11 protein-coding genes are annotated in these 18,214 nt (G+C 68.4%); 4 read left to right on the forward strand and 7 right to left on the reverse strand.

Annotated elements, in window-relative coordinates; all coding sequences use genetic code 11:
• Positions 1-19: 19 nt before the first annotated feature.
• Complete coding sequence (locus E1742_RS27040; protein WP_259772431.1) at positions 20-145, forward strand: hypothetical protein; 126 nt, start codon at positions 20-22, stop codon at positions 143-145.
• Positions 136-1,254 (forward strand): rod shape-determining protein RodA, encoded by a 1,119-nt coding sequence (gene rodA / locus E1742_RS05730; RefSeq protein WP_134388051.1) that lies wholly within the window; start codon positions 136-138, stop codon positions 1,252-1,254. Before E1742_RS27040 ends, rodA begins: the two co-directional genes overlap by 10 nt.
• 4 nt (positions 1,255-1,258) lie before the next feature.
• On the opposite strand, the gene E1742_RS05735 is transcribed toward rodA, so the two are convergent.
• From E1742_RS05735 to E1742_RS05745, 3 genes are all read right to left on the reverse strand, one after another.
• The gene (locus tag E1742_RS05735; RefSeq protein WP_134383956.1) at positions 1,259-1,570 is read right to left on the reverse strand and encodes a protealysin inhibitor emfourin; all 312 of its coding nucleotides are present in this window, start codon (positions 1,568-1,570) and stop codon (positions 1,259-1,261) included.
• A 10-nt stretch (positions 1,571-1,580) separates the two neighbouring features.
• Positions 1,581-2,651 (reverse strand): M4 family metallopeptidase, encoded by a 1,071-nt coding sequence (locus E1742_RS05740; RefSeq protein ID WP_134383957.1) that lies wholly within the window; start codon positions 2,649-2,651, stop codon positions 1,581-1,583.
• Between the two features lie 124 nt (positions 2,652-2,775).
• The gene (locus tag E1742_RS05745) at positions 2,776-3,303 is read right to left on the reverse strand and encodes a GNAT family N-acetyltransferase (protein WP_134383958.1); all 528 of its coding nucleotides are present in this window, start codon (positions 3,301-3,303) and stop codon (positions 2,776-2,778) included.
• Positions 3,304-3,473: 170 nt separating this feature from the next.
• On the opposite strand from E1742_RS05745, the gene E1742_RS05750 reads away from it, so the two are divergent.
• Complete coding sequence (locus E1742_RS05750; protein ID WP_134383959.1) at positions 3,474-4,502, forward strand: sulfate ABC transporter substrate-binding protein; 1,029 nt, start codon at positions 3,474-3,476, stop codon at positions 4,500-4,502.
• A 225-nt stretch (positions 4,503-4,727) separates the two neighbouring features.
• On the forward strand, positions 4,728-5,678 hold the full coding sequence (locus E1742_RS05755) for a serine hydrolase (RefSeq protein WP_134383960.1): 951 nt from the start codon (positions 4,728-4,730) through the stop codon (positions 5,676-5,678).
• A 199-nt stretch (positions 5,679-5,877) separates the two neighbouring features.
• Here the strand turns inward: E1742_RS05755 and recD are convergent, their stop codons facing one another.
• The 4 genes from recD to E1742_RS05775 all read right to left on the reverse strand — a co-directional run bounded on the left by recD (position 5,878) and on the right by E1742_RS05775 (position 18,116).
• A complete protein-coding gene (gene recD, locus E1742_RS05760; RefSeq protein WP_134383961.1) occupies positions 5,878-7,884 on the reverse strand; it encodes an exodeoxyribonuclease V subunit alpha in 2,007 nt (668 codons plus the stop codon).
• The gene (recB, locus tag E1742_RS05765; RefSeq protein WP_134383962.1) at positions 7,881-11,579 is read right to left on the reverse strand and encodes an exodeoxyribonuclease V subunit beta; all 3,699 of its coding nucleotides are present in this window, start codon (positions 11,577-11,579) and stop codon (positions 7,881-7,883) included. Before recB ends, recD begins: the two co-directional genes overlap by 4 nt.
• Positions 11,576-14,968, reverse strand: coding sequence for an exodeoxyribonuclease V subunit gamma (recC, locus tag E1742_RS05770; protein WP_134383963.1), 3,393 nt, complete (start codon positions 14,966-14,968; stop codon positions 11,576-11,578). The genes recB and recC overlap by 4 nt, the downstream gene beginning before the upstream one ends.
• Before the next feature lie 79 nt (positions 14,969-15,047).
• Positions 15,048-18,116 (reverse strand): CHASE domain-containing hybrid sensor histidine kinase/response regulator family protein, encoded by a 3,069-nt coding sequence (locus tag E1742_RS05775; protein ID WP_134383964.1) that lies wholly within the window; start codon positions 18,114-18,116, stop codon positions 15,048-15,050.
• Positions 18,117-18,214 lie beyond the last annotated feature (98 nt).

The raw sequence follows: 18,214 nt of genomic DNA on the forward strand, positions 1-18,214 counted from the left end.
CACTCCTCATCGCGCAGCCATGCCGTCACCGTCCGATCCCGCCAACGCCTGCTTCAAACGCCGCCTCGCTACCCTGGCCATTGTTTGCGCCGTCGGCATGGCCGTGCTGGCCGGCCGCGTCATCTGGCTGCAGGCATTGCAGTGAACCGCGACACTCTGTGGAGACGGCTGCGTCCGTACGCGGCGGTCGATCTGCCACTGCTGCTGTGCATTGTGCTGTTGCTGGCGACGGGCCTGGTGACGGTGTACTCGGCGGCGGCGGATTTCCCGGGACGGTTCGCGGCGCAACTGCGCAATATCGGCATTGCGCTCGCATTGCTGTGGGTCGCCGCCAATGTGCCGCCGCGCCTTCTGATGCGCCATGCGGCCGCGCTGTACGGCATCGGCGTGCTGATGCTGCTGGCCGTGCTGGTCGTCGGCGTCAGCAAGAAAGGCGCCACGCGCTGGCTGTCCGTCGGGTTCGACTTCCAGCCGTCGGAGATCATGAAGATCGCCATGCCGCTGATGCTGGCCTGGTTCTTCCACTTCTACGGTGCTGCGCGGCGCTGGCAGACGTTTGCCGTCGCCGCCGCATTGCTGGCGCTGCCCGTCGGGCTGATCATGAAACAGCCCGACCTGGGCACGGCGTTGCTGGTGCTGGCCGCTGGCGGTTATGTGATCGTACTGGCGGGGCTGTCATGGCGGGCGCTGCTGGCGCTGGCCGTGGCCGGGATTGCCGCCGTGCCGCTGTCGTGGCCGCTGCTGCACGACTACCAGCGCCACCGGGTGCTGACCTTGCTGAACCCGGACGCCGATCCGCTCGGCAAGGGCTTCCAGATCAAGCAAGCGGGGATCGCCATCGGCGCCGACGGCATGTCCGGCCGCGGCTGGATGGAAGGCACGCAGGGCCACCTGGGCTTCCTGCCGGAACGCTCGACCGACTTCATCTTTTCCGTCTATGCCGAGGAATTCGGGCTCGCCGGCAATATCGTGCTGCTGCTGTTGTATTTCTTCCTGATCGTGCGCGGATTGCAGATCACGGCGCGGGCCGCGACGCCCTTCTCGCGCCTGCTGGCCGGCGCCATCACGATGATCCTGTTCACTTACGCATTCATCAATATCGGCATAGTCAGCGGCATCTTTCCCGTGGTCGGCGTGCCGTTGCCGTTCATCAGCTATGGCGGCACGGCGCTGATGACCCTGGGGCTGGGCTGCGGCATATTGATGTCGGTACAGCGGGAAAGCCAGGCGCTCGCGCGCGGCTGGCTGGGCTGAGCGCTTATCGGCGGCCGTGCGACCGCACGAGATCGAGCAGGTGCCGGAAGGCGGCGGACATGGCCGTGTCCGATGCGGTAAACGACGATGTCCGGCCGTCGGCCTCCACCGTCACGGTGTAGCGCCGCGCGTCGCGCAATGCCGTTGGCGTGGCTGCCGCGGGCGGTGCCGCGGCCAGCTCGCGCACGAGCTCGTTGCACTGCGCCGTCACGTCCACCGCCACGTCCGCAGGCAGCAGCGCGCAATCGAGCACGACGGGCTTTTGCAGACCGGGCAGCGCGGCAAAGCCGCCTTCGGTGACCAGCTCGATCCGCATCGCGACCTCCCTACAGGACCCCGACATCCTTCCAGGCCTGTGCCACGGCCTTCGACTGCGCGCTGCCGGCACCGAACAGCCGGTCCGCGTTGGACTGCGTCAGCCTGGCGAACGCCTTGAACGTCGCGTTGGGCTTGAGCTTCGCGTCGAGCAGCGTGTCGTACCAGATCCGGCCCGCATCCTGCCAGGCATGGCCGCCGATCGCGACGGCTGCCAGGTAGAACGCCCGGTTCGGGATGCCGGAATTGATGTGCACGCCGCCATTGTCCTGCACCGTGTTGACGTAGTCGTCCATGTGCGCGGGCTGCGGGTCCTTGCCCAGCACCGGATCGTCATAGGCCGTGCCCGGCGCCTTCATCGACCGCAGTGCCTGCCGCGTCGGGCCCGGTTCGACAAACAGCTCGGCGCCGATCAACCAGTCCGCCTCGTCCGCTTTCTGGTTGAGCTTGTACTGCTTGACAAGCGAACCGAAAATGTCGGACACGGATTCGTTCAGCGCCCCCGACTGGCCCTGGTACTGCAGCGATGCCTCGACCTCCGTGACGCCGTGCGTCAGTTCGTGGCCGATCACGTCGAGCGAGCTGGTGAAGCGCCTGAACAGCGTGCCGTCGCCGTCGCCGAACACCATCTGGGTGCCGTTCCAGAACGCGTTGTCGTAATCCTTGTCATAGTGGACGGTGGCATTGAGCGGCATGCCCGCGTCGTCGATCGAATTGCGGCCAAATTCCTTCAGGAACAGGTCGTAGGTGGCGCCCAGGCCGTCGTAGGCCTCGTCCACCGTTGCGTCACCGCTGGGCTGGGCGCCTTCGGTACGGACGACGTCACCCGGCAGCGTCTGGCCGTTCTTCGCGTCGTATACCGTGCGCTTCAGCGCGGGCTCCGTGCCCGCCATCGCCACGCGCCGTTGCGTCCGCAACGGCGCGCTCGTCGCCCGGAACGTACGGAAGGAATGGTCGAGCGACAGCGTGTCGACGGCGAATGCCCGCTGCGCCGGGGTCCCGTTCTTGGCGATCGAGGCCAGGATATAGGGCGGCATGATGCAGAAAATGGCATGGCGATGCGGCGTGGTTTCGGTACACATGATCTCTCCGGCTCGATAGGATAACGGGGCGCCTGGGCGGGCGCACGGAAATACTATGACACATTGTCAAGATCGCTGCCGGAACGGCGCGGATCGTGCGGAGGCAAGAAGGTACGGCGGCGGCTCAGGCCGAGTTGCAGTTGCAAAAGCGCTTGCGCTGCGAGTCGGGCGCGGCGGCGTGTTCCACCAGCGGCTTCCAGAACAGCACCGTGTCGATGCCGTACGGCGCGCGCACGTTACCGTCGCGCCGATAGCCATGGGCGGCAAAAAAGCCCTCGGCCGTGAGCGTGCTGTGCAGGAACATCGTCTTCATGCCAAGCGCAACGGCGCGCGCTTCCATTTCGGCCAGCAGCGCCTTGCCGGCACCCTGGCGCAGCACGTCCGGCAGCAGGTAGCACAGCGCCAGCTTGCCCGCCCCCGTCAGCAGCGCGACTCCCACCACGGTATTGTCGCGCAACGCCACCAGCGAGACGTTGGTGGGCGACTCGAACCACGACGTGACCGTTTGCGGTGTCTTGTTGCCCAGCCACGCGGCCAGGACGGCGGGGTCGCTCCGGTGATCCGCCTCGCAGCATTCGCTGATGGAACGGCGCAACACGCCACAAACGGCGTCGGCATCTTGCGCAATGGCGGGTCGGATCGTAAAACTCATGGGGCGGAAATCTCGGGTGCGATGAAGCTGTAGCCGGACTATACACGAGTCGGCCGGAAGCCGTCGGGGCGCACCGGCGCAGACGAGGTCTAAGCATATTACGAAAATTTAGTATCTTTTCGGCCGGGAATTTCGGACCATTGATATCTGTTTTCCACCACGAGCACACCATGCAAAATAACAAAACCGCATTTAGCACGAGCCGCCGCCTGCTGCTGGCCTCCACTCTGGCCGCTGCCGCCATCGGCCTGCCAGGCGTCGCATCGGCAGCCGACGTCACGCTGCTGAACGTCTCCTACGACGTCGCCCGCGAGCTGTACCAGGAAATCAATCCGGCGTTCGAGGCGCAGTTCCGGAAGAGCACCGGCAAGACGATCCAGATCAAGCAGTCGCACGGCGGCTCGTCCAAGCAGGCGCGCTCGGTGGCGGACGGACTGGAAGCGTCCGTCGTGACGATGAACCAGGCCAACGATATCGATATGCTGGCCGACCGCGGCCTCGTCGCCAAGGACTGGGCGAAGAAATTCCCGAACAACGCGGCGCCCAGCTACTCGACGATGATCTATCTGGTGCGCAAGGGCAATCCGAAAGGCATCAAGGACTGGGCCGACCTGGCCAAGCCGGGCGTCAAGGTCGTCATCCCCAACCCCAAAACGGCCGGCAACGGCCGCTACACGTACCTGGCCGCGTGGGGTTCGGTGTTGCAGAACGGCGGCACCGACGCCCAGGCACGCGAACTGGTCACGAAGATCTTCAAGAACGTGCCGATCCTGGACACGGGCGGGCGCGCCGCCACCACGACGTTTACGCAACGCCAGATCGGCGACGTGCTGGTGACGTTCGAGAGCGAAGTGCAGCTGATGCGCCAGGAGTTCGGCCAGAACTTCGATATCGTCTACCCGTCCCAGTCGATCCTGGCGGAGTCCCCGGTCGCCGTCGTCGACAAGGTCGTCGACAAGCGCGGCGTGCGCAAGGAAGCCACGGCCTACCTGAACTTCCTGTACACCGAGCAGGGCCAGGAAATCATCGCCAGGCACTTCCTGCGGCCCCGCTCGCCAACCGTGGCGAAGAAGTACGAAGCCACCTTCCGGCCCGTCAAGCTGTTCACCGTCGACGACGTTTTTGGCGGCTGGCGCGCAGCGCAGAAGCGCCATTTCGACGACGGCGGCGAGTTCGACAAGATATACGCCAGCAAGTGAGCGGCTGTCCATGAGTCTTAGGTGACGCTTAAGAGGAGGCTTCGGCCTCCTTTTCAATTCGCATTTCCCCGACTCGACAGGCGCGCACGGCTGAGATCGGCTGGACTGGGCGCGGCGATTGGTGCTATCTTCTATGCTTGTGAAATATTGCCACACAGATAGAGTGCTTTTTTGCAAAGCCGTCCGTGTGCCGCACTGCCCCGCCCCTTTCCGAATCCAGACAAAATGATCAAACAATTCGCCGCCGCCCTGCTGTTGTCGTGCTCCGCGGCCTGCGCCATCGCTGCCGTGCCACTGGGCTCCCAGTCCGTGCTCGTCGTCGAAGACGGCACCGGTAAAGTTCTGCTGGAAAAGAACGCCACCGACGTCGTCCCGATCGCTTCGCTGACGAAGCTGATGACCGCCATGGTCGTGCTCGACTCGAAACTCGATATGAACGAGCAGATCCTGATCGACCGGCAGGATGTCGACACGCTCAAGCACAGCACGTCGCGCGTGCCGGTCGGCGCGACCTTGTCGCGCGGCGAAGTGCTGCAACTGGCGCTGATGTCGTCCGACAACCGCGCCGCAGCGTCGCTGGCCCGCACCTTCCCCGGCGGCCCAACCGCGTTCAAGGCCGCCGTGGACCGCAAGATCCGGGCGCTGGGCATGACGCAGACGCGCATCGCCGAGCCGACCGGGCTGTCGCCGAACAACACCTCCACTGCCACGGACCTCGTCAAGATGGCAACGGCTGCCGCCGCCTACCCGGACATCACCCGCATCACGACCGACACCCGCGAGGTCATGAACATCAAGGGTCGCTCGGTCGAGTACCACAACACCAACCGCCTGGTCGGCGCCAAGGGCTGGGACATCGGCCTGTCGAAGACGGGCTACACGGAAGAAGCGGGCCGCTGCCTGATCATGAAGATCAAGGCGGCCGGCAAGAATGCCACGATGGTGCTGCTCAATGCCCGCGCCAACTCGGCGCGCATCATGGACGCGCTCAACATCCGCCGCCTGATCACGGGCGATGACGGTCGTCGGAGCCTGGCGCGCGTCGCCCGCGCCGGACGCTCGTCGCCCTCCTCTTTGATCAAGGCCTCGGCCGGCAGCATGAAGGCCAGCAAGCAATCGAACGGGCGCAAGAAGGCCGCGCCGACGAAGAAGCCGCGCCGCCGCCGCGCCGACTGAGTTGCCGCGCAATCGGACATCGTGACATTCGCGACGTGGCCGGCCGGCACATGACAGGACTGGGTCAGGTCCGCCATTCTTAGTGCATCCCCCGCGGGGCCGATGCACGCAAGGATGCGCCACGGTATGCCGATGCTTCGGTCTTCAACGATGTTTGCCGGGAAGCCGGTCACCGTGGGGACGGACGCCCTGCCCGGACTTATCGCAGCAGCGCCTCGCGCAGCCCACTGGCACGCTGCGTGCGCTCGGCAATCGCCTGCCCCAGCACGGCCGGGTTGGGCGACACCAGCGTGAAGAACTCGCGGGCCCGCGTGATGCCCGTATAAACCAGCTCGCGCGCCAGTACGGCGTTGACTTCGCGCGGCAGCACCATCGCGGTGTGCGTGAACTCGGAGCCCTGCGACTTGTGCACGGTCATGGCGAACGCCGTTTCGACGTCGCGCAGGCGCGTGGCCAGCACGCTGCGAATCGCATCGCCGTCGGCAAACCAGACGCGCAGCGAGCCGGGACGCAGCGGGTCCGGCAGGGTCAGGCCAATGTCGCCGTTGTAGACGCCCGTGGCATAGTCGTTGCGCGTCACCATCACGGGACGGCCGACGTACCACTCGCCACGGCGCCGGATCAGGCGCGCGCTGTCCAGGCGCTGCTCGATGGCTTCGTTCAGCCCCGACACGCCCCACTCGCCGGCACGCACGGCGCACAGCAGCCGGAACCCCTCGAAGCGGCGCAGCACGGCGCGTACCCAGGCCTGGTAGTCCGTGCCCCAGGCCAGCGGCCCTTCCTTCACCAATGTCAGGTAATCGCGGTAGCCTTGCGGCGCGCCGGGACGGCCGTCGATGGCCAGCGCCAGCACGTCGGCGGGACGGGCGCCTTCGATCCAGTGCACGCGGTCGCCGTGTTCGGCCGGGCCGGCGCGCAGCACGGCGCGTGCTTCGTCCGCGTCGCCGCGGTTGACGGCGAGCGCCAGCGCGCCGATCGGCCCGCCGAAACGGCGGCTCTGGCGCAGCATCACGATGCTTTGCGCCAGCGCGCCGCCGTCGCGCGTGCGGTAGTGCTCGGGAATCTCCTCGCCGGTTGCCGCGCGCACGTAGTCCACGGTGCCTTCAGCGTAGTTGCCGTCTTCCGCCTCGGCGCACAGGTCGCCCAGCACGGCACCCGCTTCCACGGAGGCCAGCTGGTCCTTGTCGCCCAGCAGGATCAGGCGCGCATGCGGCGGCAACGCGGCCAGCAAGGAGGCCATCATCTCCAGGTGCACCATCGACGCCTCGTCGACGATCAGCACGTCGACATCAAGCGGATTGCCGGCGTGGTAAGCGAAACTGCGCGTATCGGGACGTGCGCCGAGGAGGCTGTGCAAGGTGCGCGCGGCGCCCATGCGCGCCGCCAGCTCGCGCAGCGGCAGCGTCTCGCCCAGCTTTTCCGCCAGCTCGTCCAGCGCAGTGTCGATCGACTGCTTCAGCCGGGCGGCCGCCTTGCCCGTCGGCGCCGCCAGCGCGATGCGCAGGCCGGCCGCACCCTCGCCCGCCATGGCGAACAGCAGTGCCAGCAGGCGCGCCACCGTGTACGTCTTGCCGGTGCCCGGTCCGCCCGTGATGACGGCCAGGTCGCTGCGCAACGCCACGGCACAGGCGATCTTCTGCCAGTCCGGGCCGGCCGCCGCACGCGCGTCGGCGGGCGGCTCGAACAGCCGGTCCAGCCAGCCCCGTACGACATCCGCGTCGATGCCGCGCGCCGCCTCGGCACGGCGGCGCACGGTTGCCGCCACCATGGTTTCGTCGCGCCAGTAGCGGCGCAGGTACAGGCGTTCGCCATCGAGCACCAGCGGCTGGTTGAAATCGAGGTCGCCCACGGGCCAGACCTGCTCGCAAGCCTGCAGCAGGTTGCGCCAGCCGGCTGCGTTCTTCGGCAGCGGCCCGGCTGCCGTCTTCAGCGCCGCCCATTCGCCATCGAGCCACCCCAGCTGCGCCGACGGGTCATGCGCCAGGTCCGCCAGCACCAGGCAGCTGTGGCCCCGCCCCTCCAGCTCGGACAGCAGCGCGCTGGCCACCAGCAGCGGCGCGGGCGCGTGGCCCAGCGTGCCGACAAAGCGGGCAAACGCCCCGGCCAGGCGGCGCAGCTTGCCGCTTTCCGTCAGGCCGTCCAGCACGGACAGCGTCACTTCGATGCGCTCGGCATCGAGCGCCAGGTCTGGGGCGCCTCGTTTCATTCGTCGTCTTCCAGTGGTGCCGGCGCCGCCTGGCGCAGCAGCGCGTCCAGATCGTCCAGCAGTGCCGCGTCGGGCGCGATCAGGTAGCAGCCGCGCGTGACGGGATTGCCGATCCCGCGCAGGAAGTAAAACACGGCGCCGCCCAGCGACTGCGCCGGATCGTAATCGTCGCCCAGGCGGCTTTGCAAGAGCCGGTGCAGCGCCAGCAGGTAGATCGCGCCCTGCACGTCGTAGCGGTGTTCGGCCATCCCGTGCGCCAGTGCGCCCGTGTGATAGGCGCCGTCGCCGGCGCCCAGTGCATTCGATTTGTAATCGAGCACCCAGTAGCGGCCCTCATGTTCGAACACCAGGTCGGAAAAGCCCTTCAGCATGCCGTGCAGCGCGCGCTGCGGCAGCGGCGGCCGGGCGATGTTGTCCAGCAGATGGCGGCGGCACAGCATGTCCAGCGCGCCCGTCGCCAGGTGCTCGCTGGGGAACCAGAACTCCATTTCCGGCAGCAGCGCGCCGATGTCCTGCAATGCCGCGCCCAGCGGGGGCAACGGTGTCGTCACAAGCGCGCGCAGCCAGGCAATCGTGTCCTCCAGCCGGTGGCCCCAGCCGGCACGCTCGATGCGGCGGCCGATGCGCGCGTCGAACGTGGCATCGTGGATGGCGTCGAAACCCTCCTGCGCCAGCCATTCGAGCTGCTCGTGCAGGAAGTTGCCCGGCACGGAGCCGCGCGGGAAGCGGTGCCACGGCGCTTCCTGCACCGCGGCCGGCGGCGCGGTAACGTCCTCGCCTTCCAGCAGCGTGGCCTCCAGCGCATCGCGGGGAACCGGCGGCGCGGCCGGTGCTTCTACGCTGCCCTGCACGCCGCGCGTCAGCGACGTGAAGCTGCCCACCGACCAGTCGCGCTCGAACTGCGCCGCGAACGGCTGCGCTTCGATCAAAGGCGCCTTGTGCTCGACCCTCGCCAGCAACGTCACCCCTTCCGGCGCGCCGGCCGCGGCGATGCCGATGCCGGCGCAGTCGCCGCGCAGGTGGTGCCAGCGCTCGTGCAGCGCCTCGGCCGGCAGCGGCTGCCCGCCCGTCAGCAGGTAGCCCAGCGCCGATTCGTGCAGCAGGTTGGCGCCCTTGGCCTTGGCCGGCAACGCGGCCACGCCGAGCCACAGGAAGTGGCGTGCCCGCGTCAGCGCCACGTACAGCAGGCGCAGTTCCTCTTCGATGCGGGCCGCCTCCACGGCCGCATGGGCATCGTCGGACAGCGCCATGTCGATGCGGCGCACGCCGTCGGCATCCGTGTACTCGAAGAAGCTGCGGTTGCGCCGGTCCACCTTGCGCGCGGTGACGGCAAACGGCAGGTAGACCAGCGGGTATTCCAGGCCCTTCGATTTGTGCACCGTGACGACCTTGACCAGCTCCGCGTCCGATTCGAGCCTGAGGACCTGTTCGTCACTGTTGTCGCCCTCCCCTTCGACCTGTTCTGCCATCCAGCGGATCAGGGCCTGCTCGCCATCGAGCTGGCGGCTGGCCGACTGCAGCAGTTCGGCCAGATGCAGCAGGTTCGTAAGGCGGCGCTCGCCGCCCGGCTGCGCCAGCAGCGTCCCGGGCAGGCCAAGATCGTGGATGAAGCGGCGCAGCATCGCCAGCACGCCCTGGCGCTGCCAGATCGTGTGCAGCGCCTTCAACTGCTCGGTGCGCGCCTCCCACGCCAGTTCGTCGCTTGATAGCCGCGCCAGTTCGGCCAGCGACAGGTTGGCCGTGCGCGTGGCGAACGCAGCCCGCGCCAGGGTGCCGTCCAGCGGATTGGCCAGGGCGGTGAGCCAGCGCAGCACGTCGCGCGCCTCGTCGCTGTCCAGCACCGAGTCCTTGTCGGACAGGTAGACGCTGGGCACGCGCCGGCGCTGCAACGCCAGCCGGATCGCTCTTGCTTCCTTCCTGTCGCGCACGAGGATGGCGATATCGGCCGGCTCGAGCCGGCGGAAGCCCTCCGGCCCGTCAAAGCCCGTGCCGGGATGGTTCAGCAGCGCGACGATATGCTCGGCGCAGTGATGCGCGAAGAAGTCGCGGTAGGCCTCCGCGCCCAGGTCGGCCGTATCGGCACAGGACACCGTCAGCGCCTGCAACTGCCCTTCCACGCCGACCAGGCGCTCGCTGCGCCCCTTCGCATCGACGGGATCGAACGGCAGCGGGTTGATGGCGCCGGAACGGAAGCGGAACGCGCCCCGGTCGAAACCGGTGCCGCCGGCCAGCCGTTCGGCATGCAGGAAGATGCGGTTGACGGCTTCCACCACCTCGCGGGTGGAGCGGTAGTTCGTCCCCAGCTGGAAGTGGCGCCCGGCCGTGGCGCGCCGTGCCGCCAGGTAGCTGTGGATGTCGGCGCCGCGAAACCCGTAGATCGACTGCTTCGGGTCGCCGATCAGGAACAGCCCCAGCGCCGGATCGTTGGCGGCCACGCGGTACAGGAGGTCGAAGATGCGGTACTGGCCTGGCGCCGTGTCCTGGAATTCGTCCACCAGCGCCACCGGATACTGCTGCGTGATGCGCTCGCGCAGCGCGGCGCCGTTTTCGCCCTCCAGCGCATGCTGCAGGCGCAGCAGCATGTCGGCAAAGCCGAACTGGCGGTTGCGCCGTTTCAGTTCTTCCATGCGTGCGGCGATAACGGCGGCCGCATGGCGATACAGTTTATGCGACAGCGGCTCGAACGCCGCTAGGTCCCGCTGCAGCTGCGCCAGCGCCTCGAACTCCTCGGGAATCTCCGTGCCCTTGTACGCTTCGGCGATGCCATCGGGCGAGAGCCGGTGCCAGCCCTTGTCGGACATGCCCGGGTCGATCCGGTCCGGCTCGGAGACCCACACGCGCAGGCTGCCGAACCAGCCGGCCAGCCACTTCATCTGGATCTTCTTGCCGTCCAGCTGGCCCGCGTCCTTCTGCCGCTCAAGCCACAGCTCCATCGCTTCGATGCGCTCGATCCAGCCCGATTTCAATGCCGTCAGACGCTCGTGCTGTTCGCGCAGCGCGGCGCCGATCATCGTGCCCAGCGCGACCGGTTGGCCCTCGCCATCGCGATGCCAGCCGCCGTCCGCCTTTTTCACCAGGTCGCGCAGGCTGCGCTTGAGGCGCCCCACGTCCGGCCAGCACGCCAGCAGCGCTGCCAGCGCCGGATCGCGCAGCGGGTAGACCTGCTGGCGCCAGTAGTCGTGCGCGGCATCCTCGAACAGCGCCGCCTCGTCGCTGACCAGTTCCTCGTCGAACAGGCTGCCGCTGTCGAAAGCGTGCTCGCGCAGCATGCGCTGGCACCACGAGTCGATCGTGAAGATGGCCGCTTCGTCCATCGTTTCCGCCGCCAGCATCAACCGGTGCGCGGCCTGCTGGCGCGCGCTGTCGTCCGGGTACGATTCCAGCAGCGCGTCCATGTAGCCGTCTGCGATGTCGGACTGGCCGCGGAAGTACGCCGCCGCCTCCACCAGCCGTTCGCGCACGCGGTTGGCCAGTTCGCGCGTGGCCGCGCGGGTGAACGTCATGACGAGGATGTCGGCCGGCAGCAGAGGACGGGCAAAAGCGTCAGCGCCGCCATGCCCCAGCACCAGGCGCACGTACAGCGCCGCGATCGTCCACGTCTTGCCCGTGCCGGCACTGGCCTCGATCAGGCGCGAGCCGTGCAGCGGGAACGTCAACGGGTCCAGCAGAGGCGTGCCCGGTTCGCGTCCGCTCATGCGCCCTCTCCTTCGATGGGCTGCACCGACACGTGGCTCTTCAGCCAGTCCGCCAGCGGGCCATACAGCGCCTGCGCCACGCGCGCATGTTCGGTTTCGGCCGCCAGCGCCGCGTAGTCGGGCCACAGCCGCGCCAGCGATTCATCGGCCACTTCCCCGTTCACCTCGAAGCCGCCGTCATAGGTACTGCGCGCATCGCCCCCGGTCACCAGTGCCAGCGCCGTCTTGCAGGCCGTTGGCAGCGGTCCGTCCATATTGGCGCGCCACAGCGCCACGACGCGCCCCAGCACGGCGAGCGCGTCCGGCTGCGCCAGCGGCGGCATCGTCACCACCGCATCGCGCGCCACCAGCAGGCCCGTGAGCGTGGCGCCCTGCGCGCTGGCGGCCAGCTGGCGCAGCCACATGCCGATCAGTTTGTCGCCGCGCGGCTGGCCCGCCTTGTCGAGCGCTTTCGACGACATCTGCATCAGCCAGACGGTGGCGCTGCCGTCGCTGCGCAGCCCGTCGATCCAGTCCTCCAGCACGATGCCTTCGGGCGTCAGGCCGACCGGCAATTTGTGGGCCGGGTGCGGATAGCGCGTGCGCAGGCGCAGCCAGGCCTGGCGCACGGGCAGCAGTGATGCCACCAGCGTGTCGCGCACGCGGTCGCCGATCAGGCCGATGGGCAGCACGCCTTCGCGCTGCAGGCGCTGCGCGCGCACCGTCAGGCTGGCCAGCGCTTTCGATTCGTCGTCATCCTCGTCGCCCGCGTCCTGCAGCAGCGCGTCCTCCAGGCCGTAGCGCTGCAGGCCATCGAGCGTGAACGGCTCTTCGTCCTCGCCTACCAGGGCCGATTCGCCGAATATGACGCCGAGACGCTGGCGGAAGAAATATCTGACCGGCTGGCGCAGGAACGCAGCGAGCATCGACAGCTTCAGGCGGAAGCGCTCGTCGATCTCGAACGGCGGCAGTTCGATCCGCTCCGGCACCGTCGCCCCGCCGTGCGCCGCGCGCCATTCGCCGGCATACGTCAGCAGCCCGCCCTGTTCGAAATAGCGCCGCGAGAACGGCTGCAGCGCGTGCTCGGTGGTGCGCTCGCTCAGGTCCGGCAGGTGCCAGCCCGCGCGCAGGTAGTCCATCAGCTGCGCCACCAGTACCGAGGGCGGCTGCTCGCTGTTGTCGCGCACGTTGCGGCCGCACCAGCTGACGTACAGCGTGTCGCGGGCGGCCAGCACCGCCTCGAGCATCAGGTAGCGGTCGTCGTCGCGGCGCGAGCGGTCGCCCGGGCGGCTCATGCCGGGCAGCGCCAGCAGGTCGAAATCGAGCCGGCTGGCGCGGCGCGGGAAGTCGCCGTCGTTCATGCCCAGCAGGCAGACCGCGCGGAACGGCACGGCGCGCATCGGCATCAGGGTGCAGAACGTGACGCCGCCGGAGACGAACTGGTGCTCCAGCGACGGCTCGCCCAGGGCGCCCAGCCACGCTTCGCGCAGCACGGACAGGGGCACCTCCTCGTCGAAGCCGGCGCCTTCGCACGTCTCCAGCCACGCGTTGAGCGTGTCGTTCAGCTGATTCAGGGTCAGGCGGTCGGATTCCTCGCGCGCATCGAAGAATGCCGCCAGCAGCGCGCGCGCCTGGGCGCCCCATTCGCCTGGCGTGCGCGCCTGCGCCAGCGCGGCGCGCCAGGCCAGCAGGCTTTCCACCAGCTGCGCCAGCGAACCGGCCAGCGCCGCATCGAGCCCGCCCACTTCGCCATACGGCTCGATGTCGCCGAACGCCGCGCCCGTGCCGCTGGCGTAACCGAGCAGCATGCGGCGGATGCCGAAGATCCATGCGTTCTGCTCGCCGGCCGGGCCCAGGCCGAGGCCTTCGCGGTGGCGCCGGTCCAGGCCCCAGCGCACGCCCGATCCCTCGATCCACTGGCCCAGGATCGGCAGGTCGCCTGGTGCCAGGCCGAAGCGCTGCGCCACGGCCGGCACGTCCAGCAGGTCGCGCACCTCGCTCTGGCGGCAACGCTGCTGCGGCAGGCGCAGCAGCCATTCCAGCGCCACCAGCAGCGGATTGACGCTGCGGTCGTTGACGTCGCCGATCTCGAACGGGATATGGCGCGCGTCGCCGCGCCGGTACTGGCCGAAGACGGCGTGGATGGCGGCCGTGAAGACGTCGATATCGGGCACCATCACGACCACGTCGCGCGGGCGCAGCGTCCCGTCCGTTGCGAACATCGCCAGCAGCTGGTCGTGCAGCACCTCCACCTCGCGCTGCACGCTGTGGGCGATGTGGAAGACGATCGAGCGGTCCGCCGCATCGGGCGTCGGGAAACGATGCTCGGCCAGCGGCAGCAGGTCGCGCACGGCGCCCTGCAACTGGCGCAGCAAGGTGTCGCCCTCGTCGTCGCTGAACAGGTCCACGCGCAGGTGATCGCCGTCGCCGGCCGCGGCCGACGCCTCGTCGAATTCGTCCAGCATGCGGATGTAGTCGCGCCCCTGCCTGCCCCAGCTGGCCAGCAGCGGATGGCTGTGCGCATGCAGCTCCTCCAGCGGCACGGCCGCCAGGTCGATGCCGTTGCGCGGCTGCTGGCGGCGGCGCGCGGCGCGCAGCAGGTCGCGCCCGTCGATGATATCGCCCCAGTAGTAGCGGCACGGATTGGGCACGGCGACAATCACCTGCGTGAAGCGCGCCAGCGATGCCAGCGCCTGCAAGGTCTGGTACGGCAGCGCGGAGACGCCGAACAGCACCACACGGCGCGGCAGCGCTGCCACCGGCTGCGCGCCGCTTTCCACCGCCCGCACGAACGCCGTGTGCACGCTGGCACGGCCCAGCGCCCGCTCCTCTTCCGGCACGCTGGCCACGATGGCGCGCCACAGCGCCGCCTGCCAGCGCTGGCCCTCCGGCAGCGGATACTCGATGCCGCGCGGGCAGCGCATCAGGTCACGCCCGGCGGCCCAGTCGGCCAGCCAGTCGGCGCGGTATACCTGGTACTGGTCGAACAGGTCGGACAGCCGCTCGGCCAGTTGCAGGCGCCGGTCCGGATCGCCGTCGGCCAGGAAATGCCGCAGCGGTGCGAACGTCTCGTCGGCCAGCAGCGCAGGCAGCAGGAGCATCAGGCGCCACGTCAGCGGTCCCTTGTCGAATGCGGAGACGCGCGGCACGCGCTCGCGCCCCAGCATCGCGCGGTAGGCCTGCCACAGGAAGCGCGCCGGCAGCGCCACGCGCGTGGCGGCACACACGCCCATCTCCTCGGCCAGCGCGATCTTGAGCCATTCGGCCACGCCGTTCGACTGCACCAGCAGGATGTCCGTCTCCAGCGGATCGAGCGGATGCCCGCGCAGCCACCCGAACACGGCGGCGCGCAGCTGTTCGAGCTGGTTGCCGTGCAGGATCAACAAGCCGGGGGAGATGGGACTGGTCATTCGGGAGCGGTCATTCGGATGGAAGCGGGGACAGCGTCATGAGGCGCTATTATCGCCTACTTGCGCCGGAGCGGCGGCGCTAGCGGGCGGCGCCGGGCAGGTGCGCTTCCAGTTCCTCGCCGAGGTGCGCCGCCAGCTGCTCCAGCAGCGGGCGCATGTGAACGACAATGGCGCGCGCCTCGTCGATCTGGCCGCCCTTGCGCAGCCGCTCCAGCGCCAGGCACAACTCGGCGAAGCTGCAGGCCCCGACGGCCCGCGCCGACGACTTGATGCGGTGGCCCAGTTCCGCCAGCCTGACCATGTCGCCCTGCGCCAGGGCTTCGTCCACTTCATCCATGCCTTCGCGCGCCGAGTCGAGGAACATCAGCGCGTACTTGCGCATCTTTTCCGGCTTGTTGCCGAACGTCTGGCCCAGCGCCGTCACGTCGAACAGCATCGCCGCGGCGGCCGCCGGCGGCAGCGCCGGGGCGGGATCGGACTGCGGCACCGGCGCGGCGGGCACGGTCACTCTGGTGCTGCGCACCTGCGGCGTGCGCGCGTGCGCCGCCCGCTGGCTCATCCACTTCGACAGCACGGCAAACAGCACGCCTGGCGCGATCGGCTTCGTGACGAATTCGTCCATGCCCGCGGCCAGACAGCGCGCCTCGTCCTCGCGGCCGGCGTTGGCCGTCATCGCGATCACGGGCGTGCCGGACAGGCGCGGATGGGCGCGGATCTGGCGCGTGGCCTCGTAGCCGTCCATGACGGGCATCTGCACGTCCATCAGCACGCAGTCGAAATGCCCCTTCAGCAGCAGGTCGAGCGCTTCCTTGCCGTTGTTGGCCACCACCACGGTGGCGCCGGCATCCTCGAGCAGCTCCTGGCCCACCTGCTGGCTGAAGACATTGTCCTCGACCAGCAGGATGCTGGCACCGCGGATCGGCGCCAGTGTCTCGTCTTCCAGCACGGGCGCAGGCGGCGGCGCCAGCCCGGCACCCTGCTGCAGCCGTGCCGTGAACCAGAACGTGCTGCCGACGCCAGGCGCGCTTTCGACACCGACCGCGCCTCCCATCAGCTCTGCCAGCTGCTTGCTGATGACGAGACCCAGCCCGGTACCGCCGTAGCGGCGCGTGGTGGACGCGTCGGCCTGATGGAACGACTGGAACAGTTTTCCGACCTGCTCGGCCGTCATGCCGATACCGCGGTCCTGCACTTCGAAGCGCACCAGGATCGAGGCGTCGCGCGTTTCCTCGGCGCGGGCGCGGATGAAGATGCGCCCGTTCTCGGAAAACTTGATGGCGTTGCTGGTGAAGTTCAGCAGCACCTGCTCCAGCCGCAGCGGATCGCCGCGCAGCTGCGCCGGCAGGCCCGGCCACGTCTCGAACACCAGCTCCAGCCGGCGCCGCGCCGCTTCCTCGCCCAGCTGGCTGGCCACGTTGGCCAGCAGCGCGTCGAGCCGGAAATCCAGCATTTCCAGTTCCAGCCGGCCCGCCTCGATCTTGGAAAAATCGAGGACGTGGTTGATGATCCCCAGCAGGTGCTGGCCGGAGTGGTAGATCTTCTGCAGGTAGTCGCGCTGGCGCGGATCGGTAACGGATTTCAGTGCCAGGTGCGCCATGCCGATCACGCTGTTCATTGGCGTGCGGATTTCATGGCTCATGTTCGACAGGAAGGCGCTCTTCGCCTCGCTGGCGGCCTGCGCTTCCTCCTTCAGGCGGTGCAGCTGGGTGACGTCGGTGGACAGCGCGATGACGGCACGGCCCGTATCCAGTTCCACCGGCGCCTTGACGGTCCACAGGTGATGCGTGGTGCCGTCCGCATCCTTGTACTTCCCCTCGCCGGAGCGCTTGATGCCGTCGGCCAGCACCTGTCGGTCTTCCTGCCAGGCCAGGTCGGCTTCGGCCGCCGGCACGAGATCGCGGTCGACGCGGCCCACGATCGCGTCGGCCGCGCGCCCCATCACCTCGGCCATGCGCGCATTGACGTAGACATAGCGCCGTTCGGCGTCCTTCATGTAGACATGCGCGTCGACGTTATCGAGCACGCTGTCCAGCAGGCGGCGCTGCGCCTGTGCCTTGCGCCGCTGCGCCGTCAGCATGAACACATAGCCATAGATCAGCAGCGTGCCGATAAAGCCGGTGGCCAGCGCCACACGCGGCAGCGCCCGGTCGAAGCCGCCGACGATATCGCTCTTGCGCGCGTTGAACTGGGCCTTCCACAGGCTGCCGTTGAAGTCGATCGGCAGCACGGTGACGAAATAATCGTCCATGTCGCCCGTCAGGGCCGGCGGGGCTTCCAGCGAGCCGTTGTCGTTGTACAGCAGGCGGTCGTCGGACTCGATCTCGAGCCGGCGTTGTTCGGGCGGCGTGGCGCCATCGGTGTAGAGAATCATGTGGATCTTCCGGTCCGCCATCTCGTCGATGGCGCCCTGCACCAGCGCCGCCACGGAAAAGCCGATGCCCACCGAGCCGAGATAGGCAGCGCGGCGGCTGGGGACGTCGACCACGCTGGCGCCGCGCCGGTAGACGGGCAGCCGCATGCCCAGCGCGATGTGGGGCGTGGGCGTCTGTACCCGGATGGGATTGCCCGATGCGCTGATTTCGCCCGTGTCGCGCGACAGCGCCATGGCCCGCTCCACGGCAGGTGTACCCATCAGGTCGACGCCAAGGAACTTGGCTTGCAGGGTACCGCGCGGCTCCATCCACGTCAGCGGTGCATACAGCGCGCGACGGCCGGGTGGACGGATCTCGAAACGGGGATAACCGGCCGGATCGACGCTGGTATCGGCGCGCACCGCGGCCACGAATGCATCGCGCTGTGCATCCGTGACCTGCGGCGCGTACGTGATGGCCTCGATGGCGGGAAAGTGCTGCGCCAGACCCAGGCTGTTCACATATTGGTTGAACTGCAGGCGCGACAGGTCGTCGCTGGTCTGGAACAGCGCCACGAGGCCGCGCACGAGATCGGAATAAGCCTTGACGCGGGCCGAGATGCTGTACTGGGTGGCGCGGGTGGCGCTGTCGAAGCGCTGGCGGGCATCTTCCTCGACGCTGCGGTCCGCAAACGCATAACAGGACAACCCGACCGCCGTCGCCAGCGCCAGGCCGACGCCCCACTGCAGCGCACGCGCCGGGATCCATGCGGTTCTGTGTTCGCCGGTAGGTTCCATTACTTCTCTTTTAGAACTTGTTGCACTACAGCAGGATACCCCGAAACGCTCCAGGCCACCAGCATTCCCAACAGCGGTGCCGGCGAACGGAACATTTC

Origin of the sequence: Pseudoduganella plicata (assembly GCF_004421005.1) — a bacterium.
GTDB classification, from domain to species: Bacteria; Pseudomonadota; Gammaproteobacteria; order Burkholderiales; family Burkholderiaceae_D; genus Rugamonas; species Rugamonas plicata.